Below are 23,140 nucleotides of genomic sequence, written 5' to 3'. Positions count from 1 at the left end.
CTTCAGATGGTAGACCGAATTGTATTATGATTAAACTATCAGATAATTCTAACCTTTTAGTATTTCACAGATTATCGAACTGAGATTCTACTTTTCGATGAAAAATAACCAATCTTCTACATTCGTTTCCAAGAACTTTGGTAGTTTTGAGTGTAGCGTTCAGGTGCCTTTTGGGCGCATACGAATTTAAATCCGGTGCGAGCAGGTTTTTTTGATGATTTTGTCATACATATTTGCTTTCTCATTCTCGCTCAAACGCAGCACCTCAGCTACATCTACCAGTCAATCCTTGGTTAATGAAGCATGACGGTTATTTTAGCAATAGATCATATTTGTAAAAGAACTGCCAATTATATTCTAAGAAAACAATTTACTGAAACAAGCATTTTAAACCTCTTGTCTCCAACATCTCGGAGAATAGAGAATAGTTACCGGTTTCATATCGTATACGGCCAGCAAGAATAGCGGGAGAACGTTTTAGCTCTTTTGATGTTGTTAATATTTTAGAGGGAGACCAAAAGGATGCATCACTTAATTCACTAACTGTTATCTTTGTTGGTGGGATTAAATATTCCATAGCGAAATGATTTGCCTCTTGTTCTAGTTGGGAATCACATTCATTTGGACTAGGAGAAGTGTCATCAAAAAATGCTTTATTATCCGATTCGTTATAAAGATGTTTAACGACATGCCCTAACTCATGTAAAAGGGTAAACCAAAAGTTATCAACTCGATCATGTCTCAAAGAAAGAACAATCATAGGTTTGTCATCATGAGATTTGAAAGCTGCACCATCTACATAAGTCTTAGAGAGATGTTGTTCTATAACAAAACGGATTCCATATGTTTTAAGGTAGTCTTTTACTAATAGCGGACCTTTGGAGTACATACTGAATGAGAGCAATTCCTCGAAGAATGAATTATCGAGAGAATCTAAAGAGAAATCATCTACCTCGTCTGAAGATGCTTTTTGAAGGATATGCGCCTGCCAAGCAAGCAATGCATTAAGATTTGGTTTTGCCTTTTCTAATGATTGCTTACAATAAATTGTCTGGGGAATTCTACCACCAAATTGACGGAATAAGTTAGACATAGCTTCTTCAAAGTACTCTCTAACTTGAGAAATTTTATTAAAACTGGAAAAATATCCTAACTTAAACATTTCAGGAACGGGATAATTTTCATAGGTGAATTGTTTCTCTGGAACTTGGTTCTGCTGTGTATCCTGAAGAAGAATTTCAGCTGGTATGTTCAGTTCTTCATGAAGTTTTCTGATCATAGAAAGACTAAGTGGCCGTTTCCTATTCAGAATTTCAGATACCTTGCTCTGGCTACCAATAATAGGGATGAGGTCTCTTCTTCCCAGTCCTTGTTGATCCATAACGAATAAAACTGCATCAATGGGGTCAGGGAGGTCAACAGGAAAAGATTCTTCTTCATAGAATGATATCAATGAGGTAAATAATTCAATTTCTTCGTTGGTGTCTTTCGATTCAGGTTGTTCCATCAGCGACTCTATATATTTTAGGGCCATCTCATAATCGTGATCATTCTTCAATAGTTTTGGTTTCATTATATTTTCTCCGCATTTACTTTAGCGTACTCTGCATGGGTTCCTATGAATCTGATAAACATAGTTTGTGTGGAATATCTTATTTTCACAATGATCCTGTAAGAATTACCTTTAATGTTGAATACTACTCTATCACTAGGAATAATATCTGCTGACCTAAAGACCTCCTTGATGGCGATGGGGCTTGGATATTTCCCCCTTTCCATCATGTGAAACCATGTATTTAGTTCTCCTCTAACATCTGGGTGATTAGTACCAAACTCAATTAGACACCTTCTTGATATCACATGCATACATTATAATCCCTTTTTTAATATAATCAATATGAAGTTCCCATTTTGGGATATTTATTCTACTTTGTTACCTATCCCCAAACGTCATACAACAGTCGTGCTATGAAAATTACTAAAACTCAAGGTAGTTTTTCATGATTTGATAATCTATTTAATCAAATTTGCCCAGCCCAATGAAATTATTCTAGTATACTAAGACCGAATCTTGGACAGGAGGAGTCGAAAAGATACGAATAGAGTTGCCCACGATGCGTAACATGCGTATGGTGGACCTATGGGAAGGAAAAAACGGACATTTACTGGCGATTTCAAGTTAAAAGTAGCTTCTGAAGCACTCGCTGGCGAGAAGACCATTCAGGCAATTGCTGCGGAAAACAACATCTCTGTGAGTTTGGTAAGTACTTGGAAGAAGACTCTCCAACAGGAAGGGCCTCGGTTCTTCAATGAGAAATCGAAGATCCAGAAGGAGCTTGAACAGCACCTAGAGGAACTTGAACGGGAGAAACAGTTGCTACTTGAAGAGTATGGTAAGAGCCAACTGGAGAACGTGCTACTCAAAAAAAAACTGAAAATCCAGGACTAAGAGATGAGCAGATCATCACTCCTGGGCTTTCGATCGAACTGCATGGTAAAACCTTTAGTATGGGTATTGCCGAGCAATGTCGCCTGTTAGGTGTATCGAGAAGTAGCTACTATTGGTGGCTTCGTCACAAGGATCAGATCAAGTTCTGTGATGATGAACTTGCGTTGGTACAGGTTGTTCTCAATTGGTGGACAGATCATCCTGCGACTGGGTACCAGAAACTGGCTCGACAATTACAGCAAGATGGGTATGAACGAGCAACTGAGAAGCGGGTAAGAAAGATTATGAGACGACTGGGGATTCGTGGTATTTCTCCTAAACCGAACACCTCTCGACAAGGGAAAGGAAAGCAACATAAGAAGTATCCCTACCTATTGAGAGGAAAGAAGATACGGCATGTGAACCAAGTCTGGGCAACAGATATCTCCTACGTGAGGCTTCCCAGTGGTATGGTCTACGTGGTGGCCATCATCGATCTGTTTAGCCGTAAGATTTTATCCCATCGGGTAAGTAATACTATGGATGTGGCGTTCTGCAAGGAATGTCTGTATGAAGCAATTGATCAGTATGGTGTACCGGCCATTTTTAATAGTGATCAAGGCAGCCAATTTACTAGCATTGAGTTCCTAGCAATCCTTGAGCATCTAAAAGTTGAAATAAGCATGGATGGAGTCGGCAGGTGTCTGGATAACGTATTCATGGAGAGAACGTGGCGAACCCAAAAATATGAACATATCTTCCTTCACGACTACCGGACTCTCGGTGAGTTGAGAAGGGGCTTGAAGGGCTTCATTGATTTCTTTAATGGAGAAAGGTTGCATCAAGGGTTGGCATATCAAACTCCAGATGCAGTCTATTATGGAGCATTTCCAATCAAGGAAATGGAACAACGGGTGGCTTGATTTTCGTATGATTTCAAACCAACTGTCTAGACAAAGGGCTTAGGTCAGAAGTGCCCCGAAGCAAGTGATTAGATTACGTGAGAAATACAAAGATATTATCGACAATTCGTTTGTCCTATCGAAGGAAATTAGATTCACTAGCCCTTCTGCAGCCGCAGGTTTTGTTGGAGGGGCTAGTCTAAACGGCAATGATTATTGGGTCACTGACGATGGGGCAACGCTGGGGCAATATTTGACTGAAGAACCTCTACCGAAAGAAAATTGCTAATTCAATGCTCTAACTTCAACCTATTTATGTTTCCATTTATTCCCAGGTTTGCTAGTGGGCGGGAGTCTATCACCTGGATCAATTTTTACCACTTTTGGTTTTGGCAAATCTCCTCCAAGTGGACCGGTTTCAATATATTTGCCAGGCTTCTGATTGTCTTCTCCCGGCTTATGTAATTTTCCCATTTGACTGCCTCCTTCAAATAATTTTTGATTAGTCATCATTCAACAGCACTTTAACTATAGATAATTCATTTCTCAAAATATTGATTACTTCTAAAGGTTGAACTTCGTTATCGAAAAATCCCAATCTGTTCTTGTTACACCGTCTACAATTGGAATGTTTAGTTGAGTTGATCTTCCCACAGGCGCATTCCCAGTTCTTTCCATCGTCTTCTAGGGTGTCCATGGAATATTTCTTTTCCAGAAGATGTATAAGATTCTGACAAGCAACTATATCTTCTGTAGAATACCCAGCTTTAATTATTTTTAATACATTCAGTGCAAAGTGTTGGAGGTCGACTGCATCTGAATAGAACCAATCAGCGATTTTACTAAAATCAACAAGGCCTAAACTATTCAGAATGGTCATTATGGCTTCTTCAAGTCTTAAATAGTCCGGAATATAAGGATAAAGAAAGGATGCTTGCTCTTTTGGCTCGAATTGACCTAGATACATTAATAAAGAAGAAAGGTTTTCGTTATAGTCTTCTCGGTTAAAAGTTGAAGACCCTTCTTGGATTGTGAATAGCGACTTAAGGAAAAATTTGGCTGCGTCTGGGAATTCACCATGTATAAGCATATCAATCTCATCTTCTTCCAATTGAAAGTTCTGTTTAGTGTATCTTTTTTCGATTTCTTGCATCTTTATGTGTTTTTTTACATCTTCACCATCAACCATTAAATGTTGCACTTCAGATCTTGTATCGTCTATCTTTTTTATTACTACTGCAGTACCTGCAACATTGATCATGAACATGGATTTTCCAGAGCCAGAAATTTCATCAGAATCTATTTTGATTCCAAGGATTGCGTTAGCACCTTTCTCTCTTGCTTTTTCAATTAAGCCTTCTAAGGCGTACTTGCGTAACTGGTATAGTTGTTTTTGGTAACTACGCGATTTTCCTCCAAATATATCTGAGACACTAGCAAAGAAATCACTGAAAAGGTTTGTACCAACAACTATGCTTTCATAGACGATGTCTAAGTATTGAGTTATTTGATAACCATCAAATGAATTCGTTGTACTAAGTCTAATATTTGAAATCATGAAATTCCTCCAAGAGGTTTAACCATAACTCAGCTTATTATCCAGATAGGGATAAGTAAAGAGTAATAATCATCAAGTAATGATTGTAAAACGAGATATGCAATATTCAGAAAAATCTCAAATCGCTCACGGTAATCTAGGTGATACTAAAAGGGTTATAGCAATCAAGTTGGTGAAGATCCGACAATCTAACTAACTTCAACGTTTTCAAATTTTAATATCGGGGTACACTAATAGTTTTTTTCTATGTGTGCGTATCCCATGGTTTCAAAATACACAAGCTCTCAATTCCACGAGTCTTTCCTCGCTAAAAAGCTTTCTCCAATTAAGGCCGTGATGGCATGAAAACCTCAAACTAGCGCATTCTAGAGGGGTTTTATGCCTATAGTACCTCTAAATCATTGTATCAAAACCTACGCAAAGACCTCTCGTGGATGTACTAACGTATGATTCACCAGTCCAATCGAAACAACCTGCACTGCAATGACTTCATGTGCACCGTTGAGGGAGACCGAAAGGAAATACTCCTGGGGACGATTTCCATAGTGTCGTATGAGTGGATAGACATCTCCAGGGAAAATGATCTGTTTTCGTTTAGATGGAAGCCGTCTCCTGCCGAGTTCGAGAGCGGCGCTTATGAGAGTCGCTTTGGCTACCCCCATTCCCTCTATAGCCGTGAGATCCTCAATCAGGACCTCCGAGCCTCCACTATTTCTGTCCAATAGATCCAGAATATGTTGAGCGAGGACAAAGGCAGGACGCTTGGTGGTTCCAGTTCCGATTAATATGGCAAGGAGTTCTACATCCGAAAGGGTTTCGGCACCCTTGCGTTGTAGCTTTTCACGGGGGCGTTGTTCCGTGGGCAGTTCCTTGATGTCTGTAGCCGTAACGGTATGGTTTGTATATTTGTTCATACCGGTATAACAGCATCGAGTTACCGTTTGCTTCTTATAATTACATCTGTTAGTCAAATTACCCGTTTGGTTTTCCATGTACCCTTAAGGAAACGAGTGACAAAACATGTTGATCGACAGATCCAATCGACGTACATCGCGAACCATACACCATGTAAACCTAATCCAAGAACTTCTCCGAAGATATAGCTTAGTCCTACACGGAATGTCCACATGGAAATGATGGACACCGTCATGGTATATTTGACATCACCAGAGGCGCGAAGTACTTGGGGGAGCGTGAATGCTACAGGCCATAGAAGAGTACTCATTACGTACATTATCTTCAGTATTTGGATTGCTAAAGTAGTAGACGCTTCACTTAAATTGAATAGGTGGACCATCGGTTCTACGAGGATAAAGAGGATAACTGCTAATGCAGCCATGGTGAAATATGCTGATTTTAGAAGCTTTTTCGCATAATAAGCCGCCTGATCAAATTCTCCCGCTCCCATGCATTGTCCCACTACAGTGATGGTTGCTAAACCGATTGCTCCTCCCGGAATATTTGTCATAGAGGCGATTGAGTTCGTTATCGCATTCGCCGCAATGGCTATCGTTCCAAATGTAGCTGTCAGACTCAGTACAAGAATTTTGCCGATATGGAATATCCCACTTTCAATACCATTGGGAATACCAATGCGAAGAATTCTTTTCACCATAGTCCATTCGAATCTGATTTGGAGCAACCGTTCTATCCTGATAATCTCTGTCTTGTTCATAAGAAGCGATAGCATGATCGAAGATGCCAGGATTCGTGACGCGAGGGATGCAATACCAGCTCCCAATACCCCTAGATTGAATACGTAGATTAGAAGAGCATTCCCTGCAATATTAGATAGCGTCATGACCACTGAGACCCGCATAGTTATGCGACTATTGCCCATCGATCTAAAAAGAGCTGCTCCACTATTGAAAAGACCAAGAAATGGAAAACTGAGGGCTGTGAATGCAAAATAGATTTGTGCTTGGTCAAGTACCTCAGGATCAAGCGAACCGAATAGGGCTATGAGGATAGTTCGATTGAAGATTAGGAAAGCAGTAGTAAACATCAATGCTACGAGTGTCGTAGTATAAATTAGTTGTTTTGCCGCTTCCCCAGCACGTTCGGCGTTACGTTGGCCAATATACTGGGCAACAACAACCGCACCACCGGCTGCGAGTGCTGAAAAAAGGAAAAGGAATAGATAGTTGACCGAATCTACAAGTGAAATACTTGATACAGCAGCTTCACCAACGGAGGAGATCATCAATGTATCTGCAAAACCTATGGAGACATCGAGAATCCTCTCAATGACAATAGGGATGATCAATGTTACAAGTTGCTTGTTTGAGAAAAGTAATGGGCGTTTTTGTTCAACTGGCAATTGGGACAATACTGCATCCTCGAATAAGGTCTTTACCTTGCCCCAAGGGGTGTTTATGTAGGCAACGCCTCCTTTTCCACCTCTTGCCATGGGGTTTTGATACCTTTACTGAGTGTGCCTCTTTTTGCAAACTTGCTCAAGCTCTTGTCATGGCAAGAAAATCTTCTACCGATATATCCTTGAGCAATTGGAGAATTTCTGAGAGAGGGATATCTTCAAGATTTTTGAATCTGATACAAGATTTTCCCATATTGGGTTTTAGGCCTTTTGAATAATATGCTTTTTCCAGGAAGGCCATCTTCTCCGGTGAAGCATAGATTGCCATAAGGTAAAGGCTACAATAGTTCTTTTGTGCTGCGAGTGCGGCGAACATCAACGGTTTCTTATTATATGTTGGTCCCGAGATCTCGAGGGGAACTTCATAGGTGATCATTCCCCAGCGAAGTGATTCGACGAATCCTTTATCCACATGGATCCTCAATTGATCGCGAAGATCGGATAGCGTGGGTTGCCATCGAGGAGGTATCTGTTGGAGATATTCGGAAACAGTTGTGCTGTCTGTTTTCATGGATCTTAAATTTACTCCTTTCATGAAAGGTACGGGAAAAGAGTACTGGCGTATAGTAATTATCGGAAGTACGATTGAATGCGGCGGGATTCGAACCCACGACCTCTGCCTCCGGAGGGCAGCGCTCTATCCAGCTGAGCTACGCATCCGATTCACGTATGCTATGGATTGCCACTGACATTGTCAATAGCACTATCGCATTTTCCCTTAGGCTAACATGAGGAAATACATAATATTGGCAACTTTATGACATAAGTTAAAATTGTATAAATAAATATAATATAAAAAATTAAAAAAATTATACTTGGGTAATATATTACAATGGTCAATAAAAACAATATCTCTTGACATCACTTGGTGTTTTTTATTACCATGAGTATTGTCGCTAGTGGTTCAAAAAGGGATAAGGAGGGTGCATGTTAAGAAGACTGGTGTTGGTACTATCGCTTCTCCAACTCCTTACCATTCCCCTTACAGCCCAAAGAAGCCTCTTTAGCGAAACTATCCCCATGCAGGGACACATTGAATTGCAAGAAAGTTTTTCGTTGAATGTACGTGAACGTATCCAATTCACGCTTAGTCAGGAAATGGCAGGAACTACCCATGAGGTTGCTACGTATGAGTTTTTCTCTAATAGTCCCGATGTCGCCTATCAACTGAGATTATCACCCGGCTTCGCTACTCAATTGGGAGCCAATGTATTTGCATTCAGGAGTGTTGGCCTTGGTGCGGATAACAATTCTCCTCCAATCCCCTTTAAATTGAGTCTGGTCAATAGGGCTAATCTAGACAGAATCTCCAACGAAGATTTCGATGCCATCCAAAAGAGCATTGGTATCCGGGAGGGATCTCGATCCACGGAACAGGGAATCATCTATGTGACTTTTCCCACAGTCGAAGAGGGTTTTGATCTCCAAGGGTACACATTCGGTGCCTATGAAGCCTCGATTGCCGTTGAAGTCTCTGCGGACTGAAAAAGGTAGACGCTCTCCTGTAGTGGTTTTTTCCCCATCATGGTATACTAGACCCAGAATTTTGAGAGGAGGTCCCAATGAAGCCGATTCTTTTGGTCATGGCAGCAGGAATGGGAAGCCGCTATGGTGGCGTTAAACAAATTGACGGAGTAGGGATGCACAATGAAGCCCTGCTCGATTATTCGACCTATGATGCACTACAAGGTGGATTCGGAAAGGTTGTCTTCATCATTCGTAAGGATATAGAGAAAGATTTTCGCTCCCGTATATTCGATAGGGTTGCCGCGAATTGCGACGCTACATATGTTTTTCAGGAACTTGATACACTTCTGACTCCAGAGCAGGTAAAGGCTTCTGTAGGACGGAAGAAACCTTGGGGCACAGTACACGCGGTCCTGAGTGCGAAAGATGTATTAGATGCACCTTTCTGTGTAATTAATAGTGATGATTACTATGGAAGGGAAGCCTATCAGATCATGGGAAAGCATCTAGCCTCCATATCCAATGATTCCACCGAACATGCAATGGTGGGTTATGTGCTCAAGAATACCACAAGTCGCAGCGGGTCCGTTTCACGGGCAATCTGTAATGTCAAGGATGGGCATCTGGTATCCATGCGTGAGAATAAAAAGATTTTCCATGAAGGGGATAAGATCATCAGTTCAATAGATGGTGAAGACAAGATCCTTACTGGTGATGAATGGGTATCCATGAACTATTTCGGATTTTCTCCCGCAGCTCTCGATTTCTATCAGGAGTACTTCAATGAGTTCCTGAAGTCCGGACTTACCACCGAAAAGGAGGAGTGTTACCTCCCTGAGGGAGCAAGTGTCATGGTGAATAAAGGTATCGGGAAAATGCGATTTTATACAACGACTGAACGCTGGTTTGGCATGACGTACCAAGAAGACCGTCAGATTGTAAAGGATGAACTGGCGAAAAAGATCGAAGAGGGTATATATCCAGAAAAACTATGGAAAAACTGACAAGGTTCATGCTGTTGGAGATATCTAGGATTTCGATTTACCCTTAAGGGGAACAAAACCCTCTCCCAGGACCTCGTAGGCCTCTTCTATGATCATGAAGGCCTCGGGGTCTTCCTCTTTTACAATGGTATTCAGCTGTGTAATCTTCTGGTTTGGGATCACGGTCATGAGAACCGGTCTCTCTTGTTTGGAATATATTCCCTTGCCTTGCAGCAAGGTGCCCCCATGACCTAATTCATCCAATATACGCTGGGAGATAATATGGTGCTTTTGGCTTACGATAAGTGCCGTCTTCGCATAGCGAGTGCCCATATTGAGCAGGACGAAATTAATCGAAACGCTGGTCACATACAAGGTTATGGTGGCAAATAGGGCGCTCTCCAGACCGAAGGCCAGTCCACCTGCAACGATAACCAGACCATCGACAAGGAAAAGTGCACTACCGGTCGGAATAGGAGTGTACTTGCTTATAATCTGGGCTGCGATATCAGTTCCCCCGGTATTGGCACCTCCTTTGAGTACCAACCCCATGCCGAAACCACTGAGGAATCCCCCGAATAGTGCGGATAGTAGGGTATCTACAGAATCCTGGTAAGTAAGAAAACCTTCATATCCTATCAGCAGACCGAACAAAGAGATGAAAAGCGATAATAGAACTGTCCCCAGAAGTGAGTTGAAGCCGAATCGGGTTCCGAATATCCGGATTCCAGCTATAAAGAGGGGAAGACTCAGAAGAAAGATAGTCAGCCCTACTTCAAGACCCCATTGGTGGTAGAGGATAACTGAAATACCACTGACGCCTCCTCCAGCGAGTTTTGCTGGTGTGATGAAGCCCGCGACACCTATAGCGGTGACCATGGAGCCGCCGATTATGAATAGGAAATCTCTCAAGTGATACAGCTGTTTCATACAAAGATTATATCAAGTGGAAATCTTTTGTGGAATCGTCAGATCAATTCTTTCCAAGGAATCGAGTAGTGCTTTGGGTTCGGATTCCACGACAAGTGATTCGAGCATGTTCATACGAAGGAAACCCTCATCCACCATATGGTGCAACATGGCAATCAATGGATCGAAAAAGCCAGCAGTGTTTAAAATACCCACCGGTTTCTCGTGGTAGCCCAATTGTAACCAGGTAAGAGCTTCCATCAATTCCTCCAAAGTACCGATGCCACCGGGAAGGGCTACAAACGCATCCGAACGTTCGTACATGGCCCCTTTCCTTTCATGCATAGTTCCTACCACTATCAATTCATCTTCCGCATGGTCCAAATGGCGTACCATCTCATAAATTCGATCAGGTATGATGCCAACAACCGAAACCGGCAAGTGGCGCAAAGTCGATGAGAGCTTACCCATGATTCCAGCTCCTCCCCCGCCGTAGACTAAATTGATCCGTCGGTTAGCCATTTCTATGGCCAAGGTATGAGCTGCTTGCATGTAGAGTGGGTTCCGACCCTCCGAAGAGCCACAGAAAACACAAAGATTAGCGATATTTCTAAGAGAGGACGTTTTTTTCATCTGCAAAGCATATCTCATAGCTTTTCGATGGGCAAGAAGTAGCGAAGTATTATCATGTTGCCGCTGTATCTTTCAAGTCCTTGTATTTAAGGGATATGGCCAGTGTATCTTTCGTGATACCATTGCGTCTGGGAGGACTCGTCCGATGGAAATACTTATTGTCTACGATTCATTTTTCGGCAATACAGAAGCAATTGCCCGCGCTCTTTGTGATGCAGTACAAAAGCCTCATGTGGCTACTATGGTGAAAGTTCAGGATTTTTCCCGTGATGGGGCTTATTCTTGCGACCTGCTGGTCATTGGGAGCCCGACGCGAGCCTTCCGTCCAACAAAAGCAATAGTAGATATGATTAGGAGCCTTCCCTCGGGCTCATTATCGGAAAAAATACGATATGCCGTTTTCGATACACGGGTTTCTGTTGTCGATGTAGGATCTAAATTTCTAACTTTCATGGTATCACTTTTCGGTTATGCAGCAGAGCCAATGGATAAGATCATGACAAGAAGAGGATTCCATAGGGCTTCTCCTCCCATCGGATTTATCGTAGAAGGGCAGGAGGGACCATTGAAAGAGGGTGAGTCCGAACGGGCAGCCTACTGGATGCGTAAACTGATAGGAAACTGACCGATAATCGCCTACTGTGTCCAACCTTGCACTTGACCTAAGTCACTATCCATGGCTACGCTATGCATACGTCCCTTGAAAAGGGATTGGAGGTGTATGCATATGAAGACATCGCTACGGATGGGTCTCGTGTTCATGGTAGTGTTCCTACTGTGTAGTGCAAGCCCGCTGTTCGCCGAGCTGATCACCATTGATTGGGAATGGGATGCTGCGGATGAAGATGTTGTGGCGTTCAGATACCAGCTGGATGCCGAAGATCCTGATGGCTGGACGGTGGTCGAAGCTTCGGTAAACGGATTTACATTCGGTCCTGTCGAGGACACCTCCTACCACACACTTTATGTACAACAGAGTTATGATTCGGAGAACTGGAGTCCAAGTGCTTTGTTATCTTATGATCCTGTCGAGTTCGGTGTATCTATGCCGATACCCGAAGAAGCGGTAAAGACAGCACAGTTAACGAACCCTGCCGAGACAACAATTCAACCCGAATTGGAAGAGACGGATGCTACAGTTGTCACGACTGAACCAGGAGAGATTGAAGAACCCATCGATAACTCAACATTTGATGATTTTGTCATTGCTGATGGAGATGTTGGTACCGAGTCTTTCGAAGCAGAAGAGATTGTCTTCGGAGAACCGGTGCAGGCAATGCCTATTGCGACTCCTGTACAAGATAATCCTGCCCGTAAGAGAATAGATTTCTTTATCGGAGTCGGTGGCAAGGCTGACAATCTCATCTGGAAGTCGGCATTCGATCCCGATGGCGATTTTGCCAACCCAAGAACGCGTATTCTTCCCTCTCTTACTGCTGATTTCGTCTACACCGACTTCAAACCTAATAATAAGGCGTTCGACCTAGGAATACGTGCAGGTTTTGGCTTTACAGGTTATGAAATCGGGACAACACCTCTTGCAGGAATAGATCTCCATGGTATGGTCACACTGGAGTATCCTATCTCGGAGAGATTCCTATTCGATATATCCGGTGGACTTTCATTTATGTTTACCGGTAAGGATATCCATACTCCTGCAAAAGATCAGTTGGGATTCTTCCTTGGTCCTGTGGTCCAATTGAATGGTCGCTACCTGATCGATGAACGTTGGTCGGTAGGGCTCCAAGCTGAAACCCGATTGCTGTTTGGAGGGAATTTTAAACCCTATGAGCTGACAGGCATTGTCAGACTTGGTGTTGGATACGATTTCTGATCTATGGAGGATTCATGAAAGAAAGTCACTTGCGTAGGCATCTGGACTTCATCTGTTTTGTAATGGAGACTGAAAGTTATCCCGTCAGCGATAAGACTGAACAGATTATTCGCGATGTTTTGGATGAAGAGGTCACAGGAGACGTCGCTATAAACAACATCATGGACTCCTATGGACTGGTAAAGGAGGATGGTGGAGAGAAGACTTCCGATGGGTGTTATCCCGGGACTGAGGTCTATATCAACTATTTTGGTATAAAAGACCAGGATCTGCTCGATTCGGTGGAGACCGAGATTGTGGCTGTCAGAATGGCCGAGATTCTCATGGGGCCGCAGGAATGGAAGTTCGACTTTGACCATCTGAAAACCCTTCATGCCAGACTGTTCGATGATATCTATCCCTTTGCAGGCATGGTCCGTTACATTCCTATTACCCGTTCGACTATTTTCTGCTTGCCCCAGTATATTTCATCGGTGGCACAAGATATCTTCAACAAGTTGCGTGATGAACATTATCTAAGAAACCAGGAACTGGATGAGTTTGTTGACAATCTTGCCTACTTTATGGCTGAAGTCCACGCATTGCACCCTTTCCTTGATGGAAATACTCGAACTATGAGGTTGTTTTTCCAACAGTTGAGTCATGCAGCGGGATGGAGAATTAATCCATCGGATACCTCCGACAGCCGATTATTGGAAGCCGATATAGCCTCATTGGAGGGTGACTACCAACCACTGATCAGTCTATTGCATGAAGCGGTAGAACCGCTCTGATAACAGAAATCGAGGGATACAACATGATCAAAGCAATCTTGTTCGATATGGATGGAGTTCTCATCGACTCCGAAGAATATATCTCCGAAGCGGCGATCGCTTATTTCGCCAGTATCGGTGTTACGGTCAAGGCGGAAGACTTCATTCCCTTCGTTGGAGCTGGTGAAGATCGTTATATTGGGGGAGTAGCTGAAAAGTATGGTATCAAACTCGATATAGAACAGGCTAAACTCGACACTTACGATATCTATGAACAATTGATTATGGGTAAGGAGAGTGCGCTTGTTGGAGTGGTACGATTCCTCACCAATGCCCATGAGGCGGGAATGCTCATGGCTGTTGCCACCAGTGCCGATAGACGAAAAATGGAAATCAACCTTGAAGTCATGGGTCTCGATCCTAAGTGGTTCAAGGTACTGGTCAATGGGAAGGATTTAGAACGTAAGAAACCATTCCCTGATATCTATATCAAGGCTGCCAACGATATGGGAGTTGAGAATGGTGAATGTATCGTTTTCGAAGATGCTACCAATGGGGTACAGGCCGCAAAAGCTGCTGGAAGTCTCTGTGGAGGAATTACGACCAGCTTTTCGGAAGAGCAGTTGCGTGCAGTAGGTGCTGATTTCATCATCGGAGGATTGGATGATTTTGAAGATTTTTCTAGTATCTCCGAATTTAATCGTTTATTGCTGCGATTCAAGGCAAGGGAAATCGCCAGTCAAGTGAGACTGAATGCCTACACACCCTATTCCCATTTCCAAGTTGGAGCGGCAGTCGTAAGTGCCTCGACCGGTAGTGTATACCGTGGTTGCAATGTAGAAAATAGTAGTTATGGAGCGACCATTTGTGCCGAGCGGGGAGCTATGATGGAAGCTGTCGCTTCAGAAGGCGATTTTAGGATCGATATGGTTGTTGTCGTATCCGATGACGATCCACCGGCGCCACCTTGTGCACTTTGCCTGCAGGTCATGGCTGAATTCGCGAAGAGCGATACCGAAGTGTTCCTTTACGATACGGAGGGTAAGGGCAGACAGTTCCGATTCGACGAGTTGTTGCCGCATCCGTTCATCTTTCCTACCCAAAGACATCGGCATAGTTGACTAGTGCTCTAATCGATAGTCCCAAAAGAAGTAAAGATTAGGATGGTATGGAGCACTAGCAGGTACCACCCTCCAAGGACATGATCTTATCGACTCGTTTGGCGTGTCGGCCTTCTTCGAACTTACTGTCAATAAAGGCATCCAGCATATCGATAATCGGCTCAGGATAATCGATCCTTCCTCCGAATGCAATGAAGTTGGCGTTGTTGTGGCTCCTTGCCATCTTTGCGGCGAATACGTTTTGGGGAAGCGCACAACGTATACCGTCGATCTTGTTGGCTGAAATCGAGATTCCGATACCCGTGCCGCAGCAGACAATACCGAATTCATAGCCACCAGAGAGATACTCCCCACAAGCTTGAGCTGCCATATCGGGATAGTCGACCGAATCAGCGGAGAAAACTCCCAGATGCTTTACTTCATATCCTCGTGATCTTAGGTGCTCTGATATCTCTTTACCGACCTCAACAGCACCATGGTCATTTGCTAGAACGACTCTCTTCATCTCAACACTCCTTATGTTCTCCATATTTTCGTGCTAATCGCAAGGAGGGTCAAGCCTATAGGGAGCCGATTCGATCTTTGCTCCGATAGAGTTTCCACCAGGGGGTGCGAGGGAACTCGTGATGCTCCCAGTGGTATCCAAAAAACCAACAGCTTACCATTGCCCACATATGGTTTTTCTTTTGGGTTCGTGCCCTATGAGGTTCCATGTTCTCCGTGTGAGGAAGATGATGGGGGCGGTAGGTCCCAAAGTAAAAGAGTTGGAAAGTCCCGAGGAAGGCAGGGAGGACCCAGAACAACAACAGGTTAGCCAAGGGTATACCCACAAGATAGCGGCCGATATTGAAAAGGATTGCCATGGTAACCAGTTGCAGTATGGTGACATAATTGAAGAAGAAGTGGAAAAACCAGATTATCGGATGCTGGCTTTTCGGCGAGAAATCCGGGTCTTGTATAGTACCTGGGTTTCGATGGTGTGCCATATGTTTAGTAAACATTGGCTTATAGCGGAATGCAGCGAACAGCCAGAGAGCCAACTGACCTATAGCATCATTTATCCTTCGGTTTTTTGCTACTGAACCATGCATACTGTCATGAGCTGTTATGAATAATCCTGTGTAGAGATAGGCTTGTACCATGATATGTAGATAGGTAGAGACGGACAGGAGGTCGGGTGAATCGATTGAGAGGATCCATACAAGATGTCCAGCCCACGCCACGATAACGGATAGCGCAATAGCAATTCCCATTAATATTTCCTCTTTAACAGTAACTCCGCGGCGATCATCCCCGATTGCACAGATAATGGCATGCCACCACCAGGATGGACGCTTCCTCCGCATAGATACAGCCCGCGATATCTACGAGAAAAATTCGGGTGTCTGAGGAATGCTGCCATTTTTGTGTTCGACGATATTCCATACAGACTTCCCCGGTAGCTTCCTGTCTCATCCGCTATCTGCCGAGGAGTCCATGAATCTTCCGCCACTACATGTGTGCCTAGATCCACATCCAGGATATTCGACAATCTGTTTATGATGTGCATACGAGTCTCATGAAGTTCGGCTTGCCAGTCCCGTCCATCATCACATGGTGCGTTCACTAGGACAAACCAGTTCTCCTGTCCTAGTGGGGCATCGGTTGGGGTCAACTTGCTGGTGATATTGATATAGATCGTTGGTTCAAGGGGGACTTGGGAAAATCGATGGATCTGCTCAAATTCCCGTTTGTAGTCGCTTGAAAAGAAGATATTGTGCAATCCGAGCTGATTAAACGATCGATCGATTCCCCAATAGAAGACTAGGGCAGATGAGGATGGTGCCAGCCTCCTGTAACGTTGTGCTAAAGGGGCTTCGGTGTCATCCAGCAATTTTTCATATAAGGTGGAGACATCCACACCCGAAACAACGCAATCGCATTCGATCTTTTCTCCCGCTATCAAAAGACCTTCAATATGCCTGTTGGAGTGATTGTAGAGTATTTTTTCCACCTCACTCTTCGTTTCGATCTCCACACCAAGCTCTCGAGCAAGTTTTTCCATTCCTTCGATAATGCCATATATGCCGTTTGAGACACCGAATCCACCCAATCCATGCTCCACGTAGCTAATCATATTGAGCGTTGCAGGCGCCTTGTACGGATCGGATCCGTTATAAGTTCCGTATCGGTCCAACAATTGGATCATCCTACTATCAGAAAATGAGGTGGCATTGGCTGTATGCATACTTCTAAAAGCATCAATATAACCAATTCCCAACAGCGATCCGAGTGTATTCTTCGACAGGTAGGTCGATGCCGTATGGAGGGATTTCTCAAGGAAAACACCGTTGGTGATCTCCCAAATTTTCTTCGTATGAGAGAAGTAGCGTGAGACCTCCTTTTCTGTTACGGAAAGATGTTTTGTCAGGGTAGGAATGAATCGTTCCAATAGATCGCTCGTGAAATGGGTATGATCGGAAAACCAATAGTGGGTAAGGGGAGAGAGCGGTACGATCGGAATATAATTTTCCATCTTGTGACCAGATAGGGCAAACAATCGTTCGAATACGACGGGAAGAGTAAGAAGGGATGGCCCTGTATCGAATCGGAATGCACCTATGGTCCTACTACTGGCTTTTCCTCCCAATTGTTCTTGCTTTTCGTGGAGGATGACCCTCTTTCCAACTGAAGCGAGAGCGATCGCTGCTGATAGCCCACCGAATCCTCCTCCTACTACCCGTATCGGTTTATCGGATGCCATCAGTGTTCTCTCCTTATCAAATACCGTCCACAGGCTTCATAACTGACGAGAAAAAGTCCCAACATGCCTATGTTATAAAAGAGGTCCTCAAGGGGAATACTCACGATTCGGACACCCCAAATGGCCTCAGGATTATAGGTAACTATGGGAAGGTAGGTAAGGACTCCGTTTACTAGTAGAAATGCTACAATGGAGAGGAAAAAATACCACAGCGTATGTATTTGCCCGAATATCCACGGGGTTGCTATAAGTGCCACACCGATCCACACAGCTACGGAAAGCAAGGCAAGCATAGTGTAATCAAGATCTTTAAACAGCACAGCTAGAGCGAGGAAGATACCTACAGCAGTGATTCCCACATATCGGATCATTTTTGGGTTTTTGTACTCTCTGTCAGGAAAATAAGCCCTTGCGACCTCAAGGATAAAGATGCATGCATACGGTACTACTATAAAGAACATCCACTCTCCGAGAGGAAGACCAAAAATCCTAATAGAACCGGCATATTCGGCTTCGAAAGCCCAATCCCCCCGTTCTGTTACCAGAATATCCCAAACGATATAGAGTGTACTCACCGGTATCATGGAGAGAAACAATTGCCGCCAATGGGTGTAGTAGGCAACCCGTTTGTCGAACGAGAGGGCTAAGGGAGCAGCCAATACTGCAATGGTGATGCTCAGGTATAGATTCATACAGACCCTCCATTCGGATAAAAAGGCTCTCGTTACAACTACTTATGGCACTAAGGTAGCATATATTTCTTGTAATGTGTTCAAAAATCTTGTATTGTCAATCTATGAAAAAGAAGGCAGTGGTGGTCGGTGGAGGCTTCGGAGGCCTCAGTAGTGCGGCATTGTTAGCTCGGGATGGTTGGTCAGTCACACTCCTCGAGAAACTCGATTCACTCGGTGGTCGGGCACGACACTGGAAATCGGGTGGTTATACCTTCGATCTTGGGCCTTCATGGTATCTCATGCCAGAGGTCTTCGAGCGCTATTTTTCCCTTTTTGGCAAGGAGAGGAAAGATTATTTTAACCTCCTGCCGCTCGATCCTTACTACAAGGTCTTCTTTGGTAATGATGAGACCGCTTCCCTGAGTCCGCGAAAAGAGGAAAATATTGCCCTCTTTGAATCTTTCGAAAGTGGTGGGGGCGAAGCCCTTTCCCGATATATGGAGCAAGCTACCTACAAGTACGAGGTAGCCATGAAAGAATTCCTTTACAAAGACTACAAACACTTGGGTGAATTTTTCAATAAGAGAATCATGACCGAAGGTTTACGACTCGGTATATTCAAGAAATTGGATAAATTCGTCGGTTCCTATGTTGAAGATCGTCGAGCCCGACAGATTCTTGAGTATGCAATGGTATTCTTGGGCACTAATCCAGTAGAAGCCCCTGCCATCTACTCGATCATGAGCCACGTTGATCTGAATCTGGGAGTGTTCTTTCCCAATGACGGAATGGCAGGAGCTGCCCAAGGTTTTGTGAAACTCTGCCAGGAAATGGGGGTAACTCTGGTCACGGGAGAGGAGGTTGTCGAAATTGAGACCAAGGCCGGGAAGGCTATGGGGGTCAAGACTTCCAAGGGATACTATGAGGCCGATGTAGTTGTCTCGGGGGCCGATTACCACCATATGGATCGTGAAGTTCTCCATGATAATGAATCTCAGTATAGCGATCGTTATTGGGAGAATCGGGTGGTGGCCCCATCGATGTTCATTGCCTACTTGGGAATTGACCGGAAACTAAAGAACTTGGAGCACCACAATCTCTACTTCGCAGAAAATTGGCATGCCCATTTCGATACGATTTTCAAGGATCCTGCTTGGCCTGAGAATCCTTGTTTTTACTTGAGTTGCATCTCAAAGACCGACCCTAAATCGGCTCCCGAAGGTGGAGAGAATGTATTTCTCCTTGTTCCTGTTGCACCAGCCTTGGATGATTCCGACGAACAGCGGGAGGCCTACCTTGCTCACGTATTGGAGCATGTGAAGGAAGTTACGGGTGAGGATCTTACCAAGGATGTCGCAGTAAAGCGGATATATACCCATCGGGATTTCATAGAGGATTATCATGCATTCAAGGGTACCGCTCTTGGGCTATCACATACCTTGATGCAGACGGCGATCTTCAGGCCTTCTAACCGGAGTAAGAAGATAAAAAACCTCTTTTACACCGGACAGTATACTCACCCAGGTGTTGGGGTTCCGATGGTACTCATAGCTTCGGAAATCGTTGCACAGGAGATACAGAAGTCCTATGGTCCATGAACAGCATGAAGAGATTTTCCGAAGTGGAAGCAAGACATACTATTTCAGTTCGCGATTTTTTCCCCAGTATGTGCGGGAAGATGTCTACGCGCTCTATGGCTTTGTACGTGTAGCCGACAACCTGGTCGATGATATTCCGGTCGATCCGGATAAGTTCAAGACGTTCCGGGCCTTGTACAGTGAAGGGTTGTTGACTGGACAGCCGACCGGGGACCACATCATCGATGCCTTCCTCGAACTGCAAGAAAGGAAGAATTTCGATCCCCTCTGGACAGAAGCCTTTCTCGATTCCATGCAACATGATCTGGTATCCACTTCATGTGATACGCTCGATGAGACGCTGACCTATATCTATGGATCGGCGGAAGTCATTGGATTGTTCATGGCACGTATCATGGACCTTCCAGAGGAGAGTTTCCAAGCAGCTGCAATGCTTGGCCGAGCCATGCAATATATAAATTTTATTCGTGATATCGAAGAGGATAACATGCTAGGGAGGCGGTATCTTCCCTTAGGAGAGACCTCTCTTAGAGGACTCACCAAGGAGGATGCTCTTGCACAAAAGGAAGAATTCAAGCGTTTTATCAGGCAAGAGATCGCCCGATATTCCCAGTGGCAACGTGAGGCTGAAAAAGGTTATCATTATATTCCACGTCGCTATCGGATTCCGATCATGACTGCGGCCGATATGTATTGTTGGACAGCTCGCCAGATTGCCAAGGATCCAATGATTGTTTTTGACAAGCGGGTCAAGCCGGCGAAGTTTCGCATACTCCGCAAGGGACTTGCCCATACGTTGGGGATGGCGTTCGGATGTTAGTGGAGAATCGGTTTGAGCGCTTTGTCATGCTCCTGTTACCCATATTCTATCTTATGGGATTTGTCTTCCATCTCATTGATGCGACCTACCCATTAATGTTGTTCATGACTCCCTACACGATACTGGCAACCGCTGTGATAGGCTTTTTGCCCGATTTTAAGGCACATAATAATCGTTTACTGATATGGGCTGCGATCACCTTCCTCTGTACGCTCATCCTTGAGATCCTTGGTGTCGCAACAGGAATGATTTTCGGCGCTTACACCTATGGACAGACTCTTGGTTTTTCCCTGCTTGAGGTACCCCTTTTAATTGGTATCAATTGGACATTGATAATCATGGGAGCACTCTCTATGGTGAAGCGACTAACTTCCCATGCATCCCTTATTGCATTGGGAACTGCTACAATCACTGTAGTCTTTGACTGGATCATGGAACCAGTTGCGATTGCGCTCGACTATTGGAGTTGGTCGGGAGGCAAGATACCTCTGCAGAATTATATCGCCTGGTTTCTCATAGCATATGCCTTCACGCGGATTTTTGAGGCCATGCGACTTAAAACAACCAGTTTCATACCATCATTGATTGTTGTTGTGCAGGCAATATTTTTTCTCCTTTTACGACTCTTCGTGGTTGTCTGAATAATTACTATTGCGCGAAGGTGATTGATTGACTACGATGTGGACGGGGGGCTTCCATATGCAAGAAATCTATGTCACCGGTCATCGCAATCCCGATCTCGATTCGGTCAGTTCAGCATGGTGTTATGCTCGGTTGAAGAGTATCGTTGATCCTGGCAATACCTATATTCCTATCCGTATCGGACACATGAACGAAACCTCAAAAAAACAATTTGAGAAGGCAGGTGCCGAACCTCCCTTATTCGTCAAGGATGTGAGGGCGAAAGTTGGCGATGTGGTGACAAGGGATTTCTGGTCTTTGCATCCTGAAGACCCCGTCTATAGTCTGGTCACCATGATGAGTAATCGCCATTCTTCGGTTGTACCTCTTTTGGATGGTGATTCCTTTCATGGACTGTTGAGTCTTGATGAGATAACAGCCTTTTTTCTCCGAGAGAATGCTGAGGACAGACCTCGTTATCGGTTTTATCCAGAGAATTTCAGTAAGGTGATCCGGGGTGAATATATCCTGAAAAACGATGTCCGTTGGTTCGATGCTTATATCATGACTGGCGCCATGGAATTCGATGTCTATCGTAATCGCTTGAATGCTCTTCTTCCCGATCTTCCAGTTTTGGTGGTAGGAAATAGAAGAAGACATTTGGAATATGCGGTGGAAAATCAATTTCCGGCTATCATAATAACAGGATTGGGAATCGATGAACCCATCGAGGTGGATTTGGAACCATATCGGGGGATTGTCTATAAATCATATGAAGATACTGCTGAGACCATTCGCCTGCTACGCATGAGTCTTCCGGTAAGGAGATTGCTGGCAAGTGCTCCTCCCCGTGTTGCGGTGGATGACTTGTTTGAGGATGCCAAACGGATGCTCATGGAGAGTGACTATCGTGGACTTCCCGTTTTCGACGGTGAGAAGTTTATTGGATTCGTCACTCGCCGTTGTTTTTTGGAACGTCCCCGTAGAAGGGTGGTAATGGTTGATCACAATGAATTGAAGCAGAGTGTCGAAGGCTTGGATGAGGCCGATATCGTTGAGATCATAGACCATCATCGGCTTGATGCCGAAAAGACACAGCGTCCCATATTCATCGCATCTGAACCAGTAGGAAGTACCTGTACTATCATCTATCACCAATATTTGCGGTGGAGGGCGCCTCTGGACAGACAGACTGCTTTTATGCTCCTTTCAGGTATTATCAGCGATACAGTAATCATGAAGAGTCCCACCACGACACAAGCAGATATCATTGCTGTAGAAGCCCTCTGTGAAATCGCGAAGATCTCCGATGTGAAGAAATTTGGGGAAGATTTGTTCAGCGCTGCCAGTGTACTGAATAAGGCCGACCCTAAGAAGGTCGTTGAGGGTGATTTTAAGGTATACAATGAAAGTGGTATCCGTTTCGGTATAGGACAGGTCGAAGTTACAACCCTCGAACAGGTGGATGAGGTGAAGGAGAACATTCTGAGCCAACTCGACAAAACTAGGTTGCATCACAGTCTCGATTGGGCCTTGCTTTTGGTAACCGATGTGATCAAGGAAGATAGCGTTTTACTTACGACACCCTTTCCCAGGAAGGAAAAGGCGCTGATCTATCCTCAAGAATCGCCAGGTAAGTATATCTTGAAAGATGTTCTATCGAGAAAGAAGCAGCTGCTTCCGGAGATATTGAGGGTAATAGAAGAGGGTCGTTGAATCG

Annotated in this window: 25 protein-coding genes, 1 tRNA gene and 1 pseudogene; 13 read left to right on the top strand and 14 right to left on the bottom strand. The window is 44.3% G+C overall.

The window, feature by feature from the left end; all coding sequences use genetic code 11:
• Window positions 1-370: 370 nt before the first annotated feature.
• Both ACODJP_RS11365 and ACODJP_RS11360 read right to left on the bottom strand, forming a co-directional pair.
• Window positions 371-1,573, bottom strand: a complete 1,203-nt coding sequence (locus tag ACODJP_RS11365; RefSeq protein WP_422481563.1) for an ImmA/IrrE family metallo-endopeptidase — start codon at window positions 1,571-1,573, stop codon at window positions 371-373.
• Window positions 1,573-1,866, bottom strand: a complete 294-nt coding sequence (locus ACODJP_RS11360) for a type II toxin-antitoxin system HigB family toxin (RefSeq protein WP_422481561.1) — start codon at window positions 1,864-1,866, stop codon at window positions 1,573-1,575. The genes ACODJP_RS11365 and ACODJP_RS11360 overlap by 1 nt, the downstream gene beginning before the upstream one ends.
• Before the next feature lie 274 nt (window positions 1,867-2,140).
• Between ACODJP_RS11360 and ACODJP_RS11355 the strand changes: the two genes are divergently transcribed.
• From ACODJP_RS11355 to ACODJP_RS11345, 3 genes are all read left to right on the top strand, one after another.
• Window positions 2,141-2,449, top strand: coding sequence for a transposase (locus ACODJP_RS11355; protein ID WP_422481559.1), 309 nt, complete (start codon window positions 2,141-2,143; stop codon window positions 2,447-2,449).
• A gap of 59 nt (window positions 2,450-2,508) precedes the next feature.
• Window positions 2,509-3,351 carry an IS3 family transposase gene (locus ACODJP_RS11350; protein WP_422481557.1) on the top strand — a complete coding sequence of 281 codons (843 nt, stop codon included), beginning with the start codon at window positions 2,509-2,511 and terminating at the stop codon, window positions 3,349-3,351.
• 64 nt (window positions 3,352-3,415) lie between these two features.
• A complete protein-coding gene (locus ACODJP_RS11345) occupies window positions 3,416-3,619 on the top strand; it encodes a DUF4357 domain-containing protein (RefSeq protein ID WP_422481555.1) in 204 nt (67 codons plus the stop codon).
• Window positions 3,620-3,639: 20 nt separating this feature from the next.
• Here ACODJP_RS11345 and ACODJP_RS11340 read toward each other — a convergent pair whose 3' ends face one another.
• From ACODJP_RS11340 to ACODJP_RS11315, 6 genes and pseudogenes are all read right to left on the bottom strand, one after another.
• The gene (locus tag ACODJP_RS11340) at window positions 3,640-3,804 is read right to left on the bottom strand and encodes a YjzC family protein (RefSeq protein ID WP_422481553.1); all 165 of its coding nucleotides are present in this window, start codon (window positions 3,802-3,804) and stop codon (window positions 3,640-3,642) included.
• Window positions 3,805-4,570: 766 nt separating this feature from the next.
• Window positions 4,571-4,888: pseudogene (locus ACODJP_RS11335) on the bottom strand (YbjQ family protein); the annotation flags it as partial.
• 413 nt (window positions 4,889-5,301) lie between these two features.
• A complete protein-coding gene (locus tag ACODJP_RS11330) occupies window positions 5,302-5,802 on the bottom strand; it encodes a JAB domain-containing protein (protein ID WP_422481551.1) in 501 nt (166 codons plus the stop codon).
• A gap of 53 nt (window positions 5,803-5,855) precedes the next feature.
• Window positions 5,856-7,298 carry an MATE family efflux transporter gene (locus ACODJP_RS11325; RefSeq protein ID WP_422481549.1) on the bottom strand — a complete coding sequence of 481 codons (1,443 nt, stop codon included), beginning with the start codon at window positions 7,296-7,298 and terminating at the stop codon, window positions 5,856-5,858.
• A 46-nt stretch (window positions 7,299-7,344) separates the two neighbouring features.
• Window positions 7,345-7,776 carry a DUF1801 domain-containing protein gene (locus ACODJP_RS11320; protein WP_422481547.1) on the bottom strand — a complete coding sequence of 144 codons (432 nt, stop codon included), beginning with the start codon at window positions 7,774-7,776 and terminating at the stop codon, window positions 7,345-7,347.
• Window positions 7,777-7,851: 75 nt separating this feature from the next.
• Window positions 7,852-7,925: transfer RNA gene (locus ACODJP_RS11315), tRNA-Arg, on the bottom strand.
• A gap of 267 nt (window positions 7,926-8,192) precedes the next feature.
• Between ACODJP_RS11315 and ACODJP_RS11310 the strand changes: the two genes are divergently transcribed.
• Window positions 8,193-8,750, top strand: coding sequence for a hypothetical protein (locus ACODJP_RS11310; protein WP_422481545.1), 558 nt, complete (start codon window positions 8,193-8,195; stop codon window positions 8,748-8,750).
• Between the two features lie 77 nt (window positions 8,751-8,827).
• Window positions 8,828-9,736 (top strand): hypothetical protein, encoded by a 909-nt coding sequence (locus tag ACODJP_RS11305; protein ID WP_422481543.1) that lies wholly within the window; start codon window positions 8,828-8,830, stop codon window positions 9,734-9,736.
• A 24-nt stretch (window positions 9,737-9,760) separates the two neighbouring features.
• Here the strand turns inward: ACODJP_RS11305 and ACODJP_RS11300 are convergent, their stop codons facing one another.
• Together ACODJP_RS11300 and ACODJP_RS11295 are read right to left on the bottom strand one after the other, a co-directional pair.
• The gene (locus tag ACODJP_RS11300) at window positions 9,761-10,645 is read right to left on the bottom strand and encodes a YitT family protein (protein ID WP_422481541.1); all 885 of its coding nucleotides are present in this window, start codon (window positions 10,643-10,645) and stop codon (window positions 9,761-9,763) included.
• Between the two features lie 12 nt (window positions 10,646-10,657).
• Entirely contained in the window at window positions 10,658-11,257 is a 600-nt protein-coding gene (locus ACODJP_RS11295; RefSeq protein ID WP_422481539.1) for a TIGR00730 family Rossman fold protein, read from the bottom strand.
• A 145-nt stretch (window positions 11,258-11,402) separates the two neighbouring features.
• On the opposite strand from ACODJP_RS11295, the gene ACODJP_RS11290 reads away from it, so the two are divergent.
• The 4 genes from ACODJP_RS11290 (at window position 11,403) to cdd (ending at window position 14,964) form a co-directional block, all read left to right on the top strand.
• Window positions 11,403-11,882: a flavodoxin family protein gene (locus tag ACODJP_RS11290; protein WP_422481537.1), complete on the top strand. Its 480-nt coding sequence runs from the start codon at window positions 11,403-11,405 to the stop codon at window positions 11,880-11,882.
• Window positions 11,883-11,984: 102 nt separating this feature from the next.
• Window positions 11,985-13,091: a hypothetical protein gene (locus tag ACODJP_RS11285; protein ID WP_422481535.1), complete on the top strand. Its 1,107-nt coding sequence runs from the start codon at window positions 11,985-11,987 to the stop codon at window positions 13,089-13,091.
• A gap of 14 nt (window positions 13,092-13,105) precedes the next feature.
• Window positions 13,106-13,864, top strand: coding sequence for a Fic/DOC family protein (locus ACODJP_RS11280; protein WP_422481533.1), 759 nt, complete (start codon window positions 13,106-13,108; stop codon window positions 13,862-13,864).
• 23 nt (window positions 13,865-13,887) lie between these two features.
• Window positions 13,888-14,964 carry a cytidine deaminase gene (gene cdd / locus ACODJP_RS11275; RefSeq protein WP_422481531.1) on the top strand — a complete coding sequence of 359 codons (1,077 nt, stop codon included), beginning with the start codon at window positions 13,888-13,890 and terminating at the stop codon, window positions 14,962-14,964.
• Window positions 14,965-15,019: 55 nt separating this feature from the next.
• Here cdd and ACODJP_RS11270 read toward each other — a convergent pair whose 3' ends face one another.
• The 4 genes from ACODJP_RS11270 to ACODJP_RS11255 are packed head-to-tail and all read right to left on the bottom strand — an operon-like array spanning window position 15,020 to window position 18,399.
• On the bottom strand, window positions 15,020-15,469 hold the full coding sequence (locus tag ACODJP_RS11270) for an RpiB/LacA/LacB family sugar-phosphate isomerase (RefSeq protein ID WP_422481529.1): 450 nt from the start codon (window positions 15,467-15,469) through the stop codon (window positions 15,020-15,022).
• A gap of 55 nt (window positions 15,470-15,524) precedes the next feature.
• Window positions 15,525-16,217 (bottom strand): fatty acid desaturase, encoded by a 693-nt coding sequence (locus tag ACODJP_RS11265; RefSeq protein WP_422481527.1) that lies wholly within the window; start codon window positions 16,215-16,217, stop codon window positions 15,525-15,527.
• Window positions 16,217-17,707, bottom strand: a complete 1,491-nt coding sequence (locus ACODJP_RS11260) for a phytoene desaturase family protein (RefSeq protein ID WP_422481525.1) — start codon at window positions 17,705-17,707, stop codon at window positions 16,217-16,219. The genes ACODJP_RS11265 and ACODJP_RS11260 overlap by 1 nt, the downstream gene beginning before the upstream one ends.
• Window positions 17,707-18,399: a lycopene cyclase domain-containing protein gene (locus ACODJP_RS11255; protein ID WP_422481523.1), complete on the bottom strand. Its 693-nt coding sequence runs from the start codon at window positions 18,397-18,399 to the stop codon at window positions 17,707-17,709. The genes ACODJP_RS11260 and ACODJP_RS11255 overlap by 1 nt, the downstream gene beginning before the upstream one ends.
• A gap of 104 nt (window positions 18,400-18,503) precedes the next feature.
• On the opposite strand from ACODJP_RS11255, the gene ACODJP_RS11250 reads away from it, so the two are divergent.
• Genes ACODJP_RS11250 through ACODJP_RS11235 form a run of 4 tightly spaced genes read left to right on the top strand, consistent with a single transcriptional unit; the run spans window position 18,504 to window position 23,136 of the window.
• Window positions 18,504-19,979 carry a phytoene desaturase family protein gene (locus ACODJP_RS11250; protein WP_422481521.1) on the top strand — a complete coding sequence of 492 codons (1,476 nt, stop codon included), beginning with the start codon at window positions 18,504-18,506 and terminating at the stop codon, window positions 19,977-19,979.
• The gene (locus ACODJP_RS11245; RefSeq protein WP_422481519.1) at window positions 19,969-20,799 is read left to right on the top strand and encodes a phytoene/squalene synthase family protein; all 831 of its coding nucleotides are present in this window, start codon (window positions 19,969-19,971) and stop codon (window positions 20,797-20,799) included. Before ACODJP_RS11250 ends, ACODJP_RS11245 begins: the two co-directional genes overlap by 11 nt.
• A complete protein-coding gene (locus tag ACODJP_RS11240; protein ID WP_422481517.1) occupies window positions 20,793-21,440 on the top strand; it encodes a carotenoid biosynthesis protein in 648 nt (215 codons plus the stop codon). Before ACODJP_RS11245 ends, ACODJP_RS11240 begins: the two co-directional genes overlap by 7 nt.
• 58 nt (window positions 21,441-21,498) lie before the next feature.
• The gene (locus ACODJP_RS11235; RefSeq protein ID WP_422481515.1) at window positions 21,499-23,136 is read left to right on the top strand and encodes a putative manganese-dependent inorganic diphosphatase; all 1,638 of its coding nucleotides are present in this window, start codon (window positions 21,499-21,501) and stop codon (window positions 23,134-23,136) included.
• The last annotated feature ends 4 nt before the right edge of the window (window positions 23,137-23,140 follow it).

Source organism: Pleomorphochaeta sp. DL1XJH-081 (genome assembly GCF_049310885.1).
Classification (GTDB): Bacteria; Spirochaetota; Spirochaetia; order Sphaerochaetales; family Sphaerochaetaceae; genus CAYZJV01.
The sequence above is the reverse complement of the archived record's forward strand: the minus strand, read 5'-3'. Positions and strand labels throughout refer to the sequence as shown.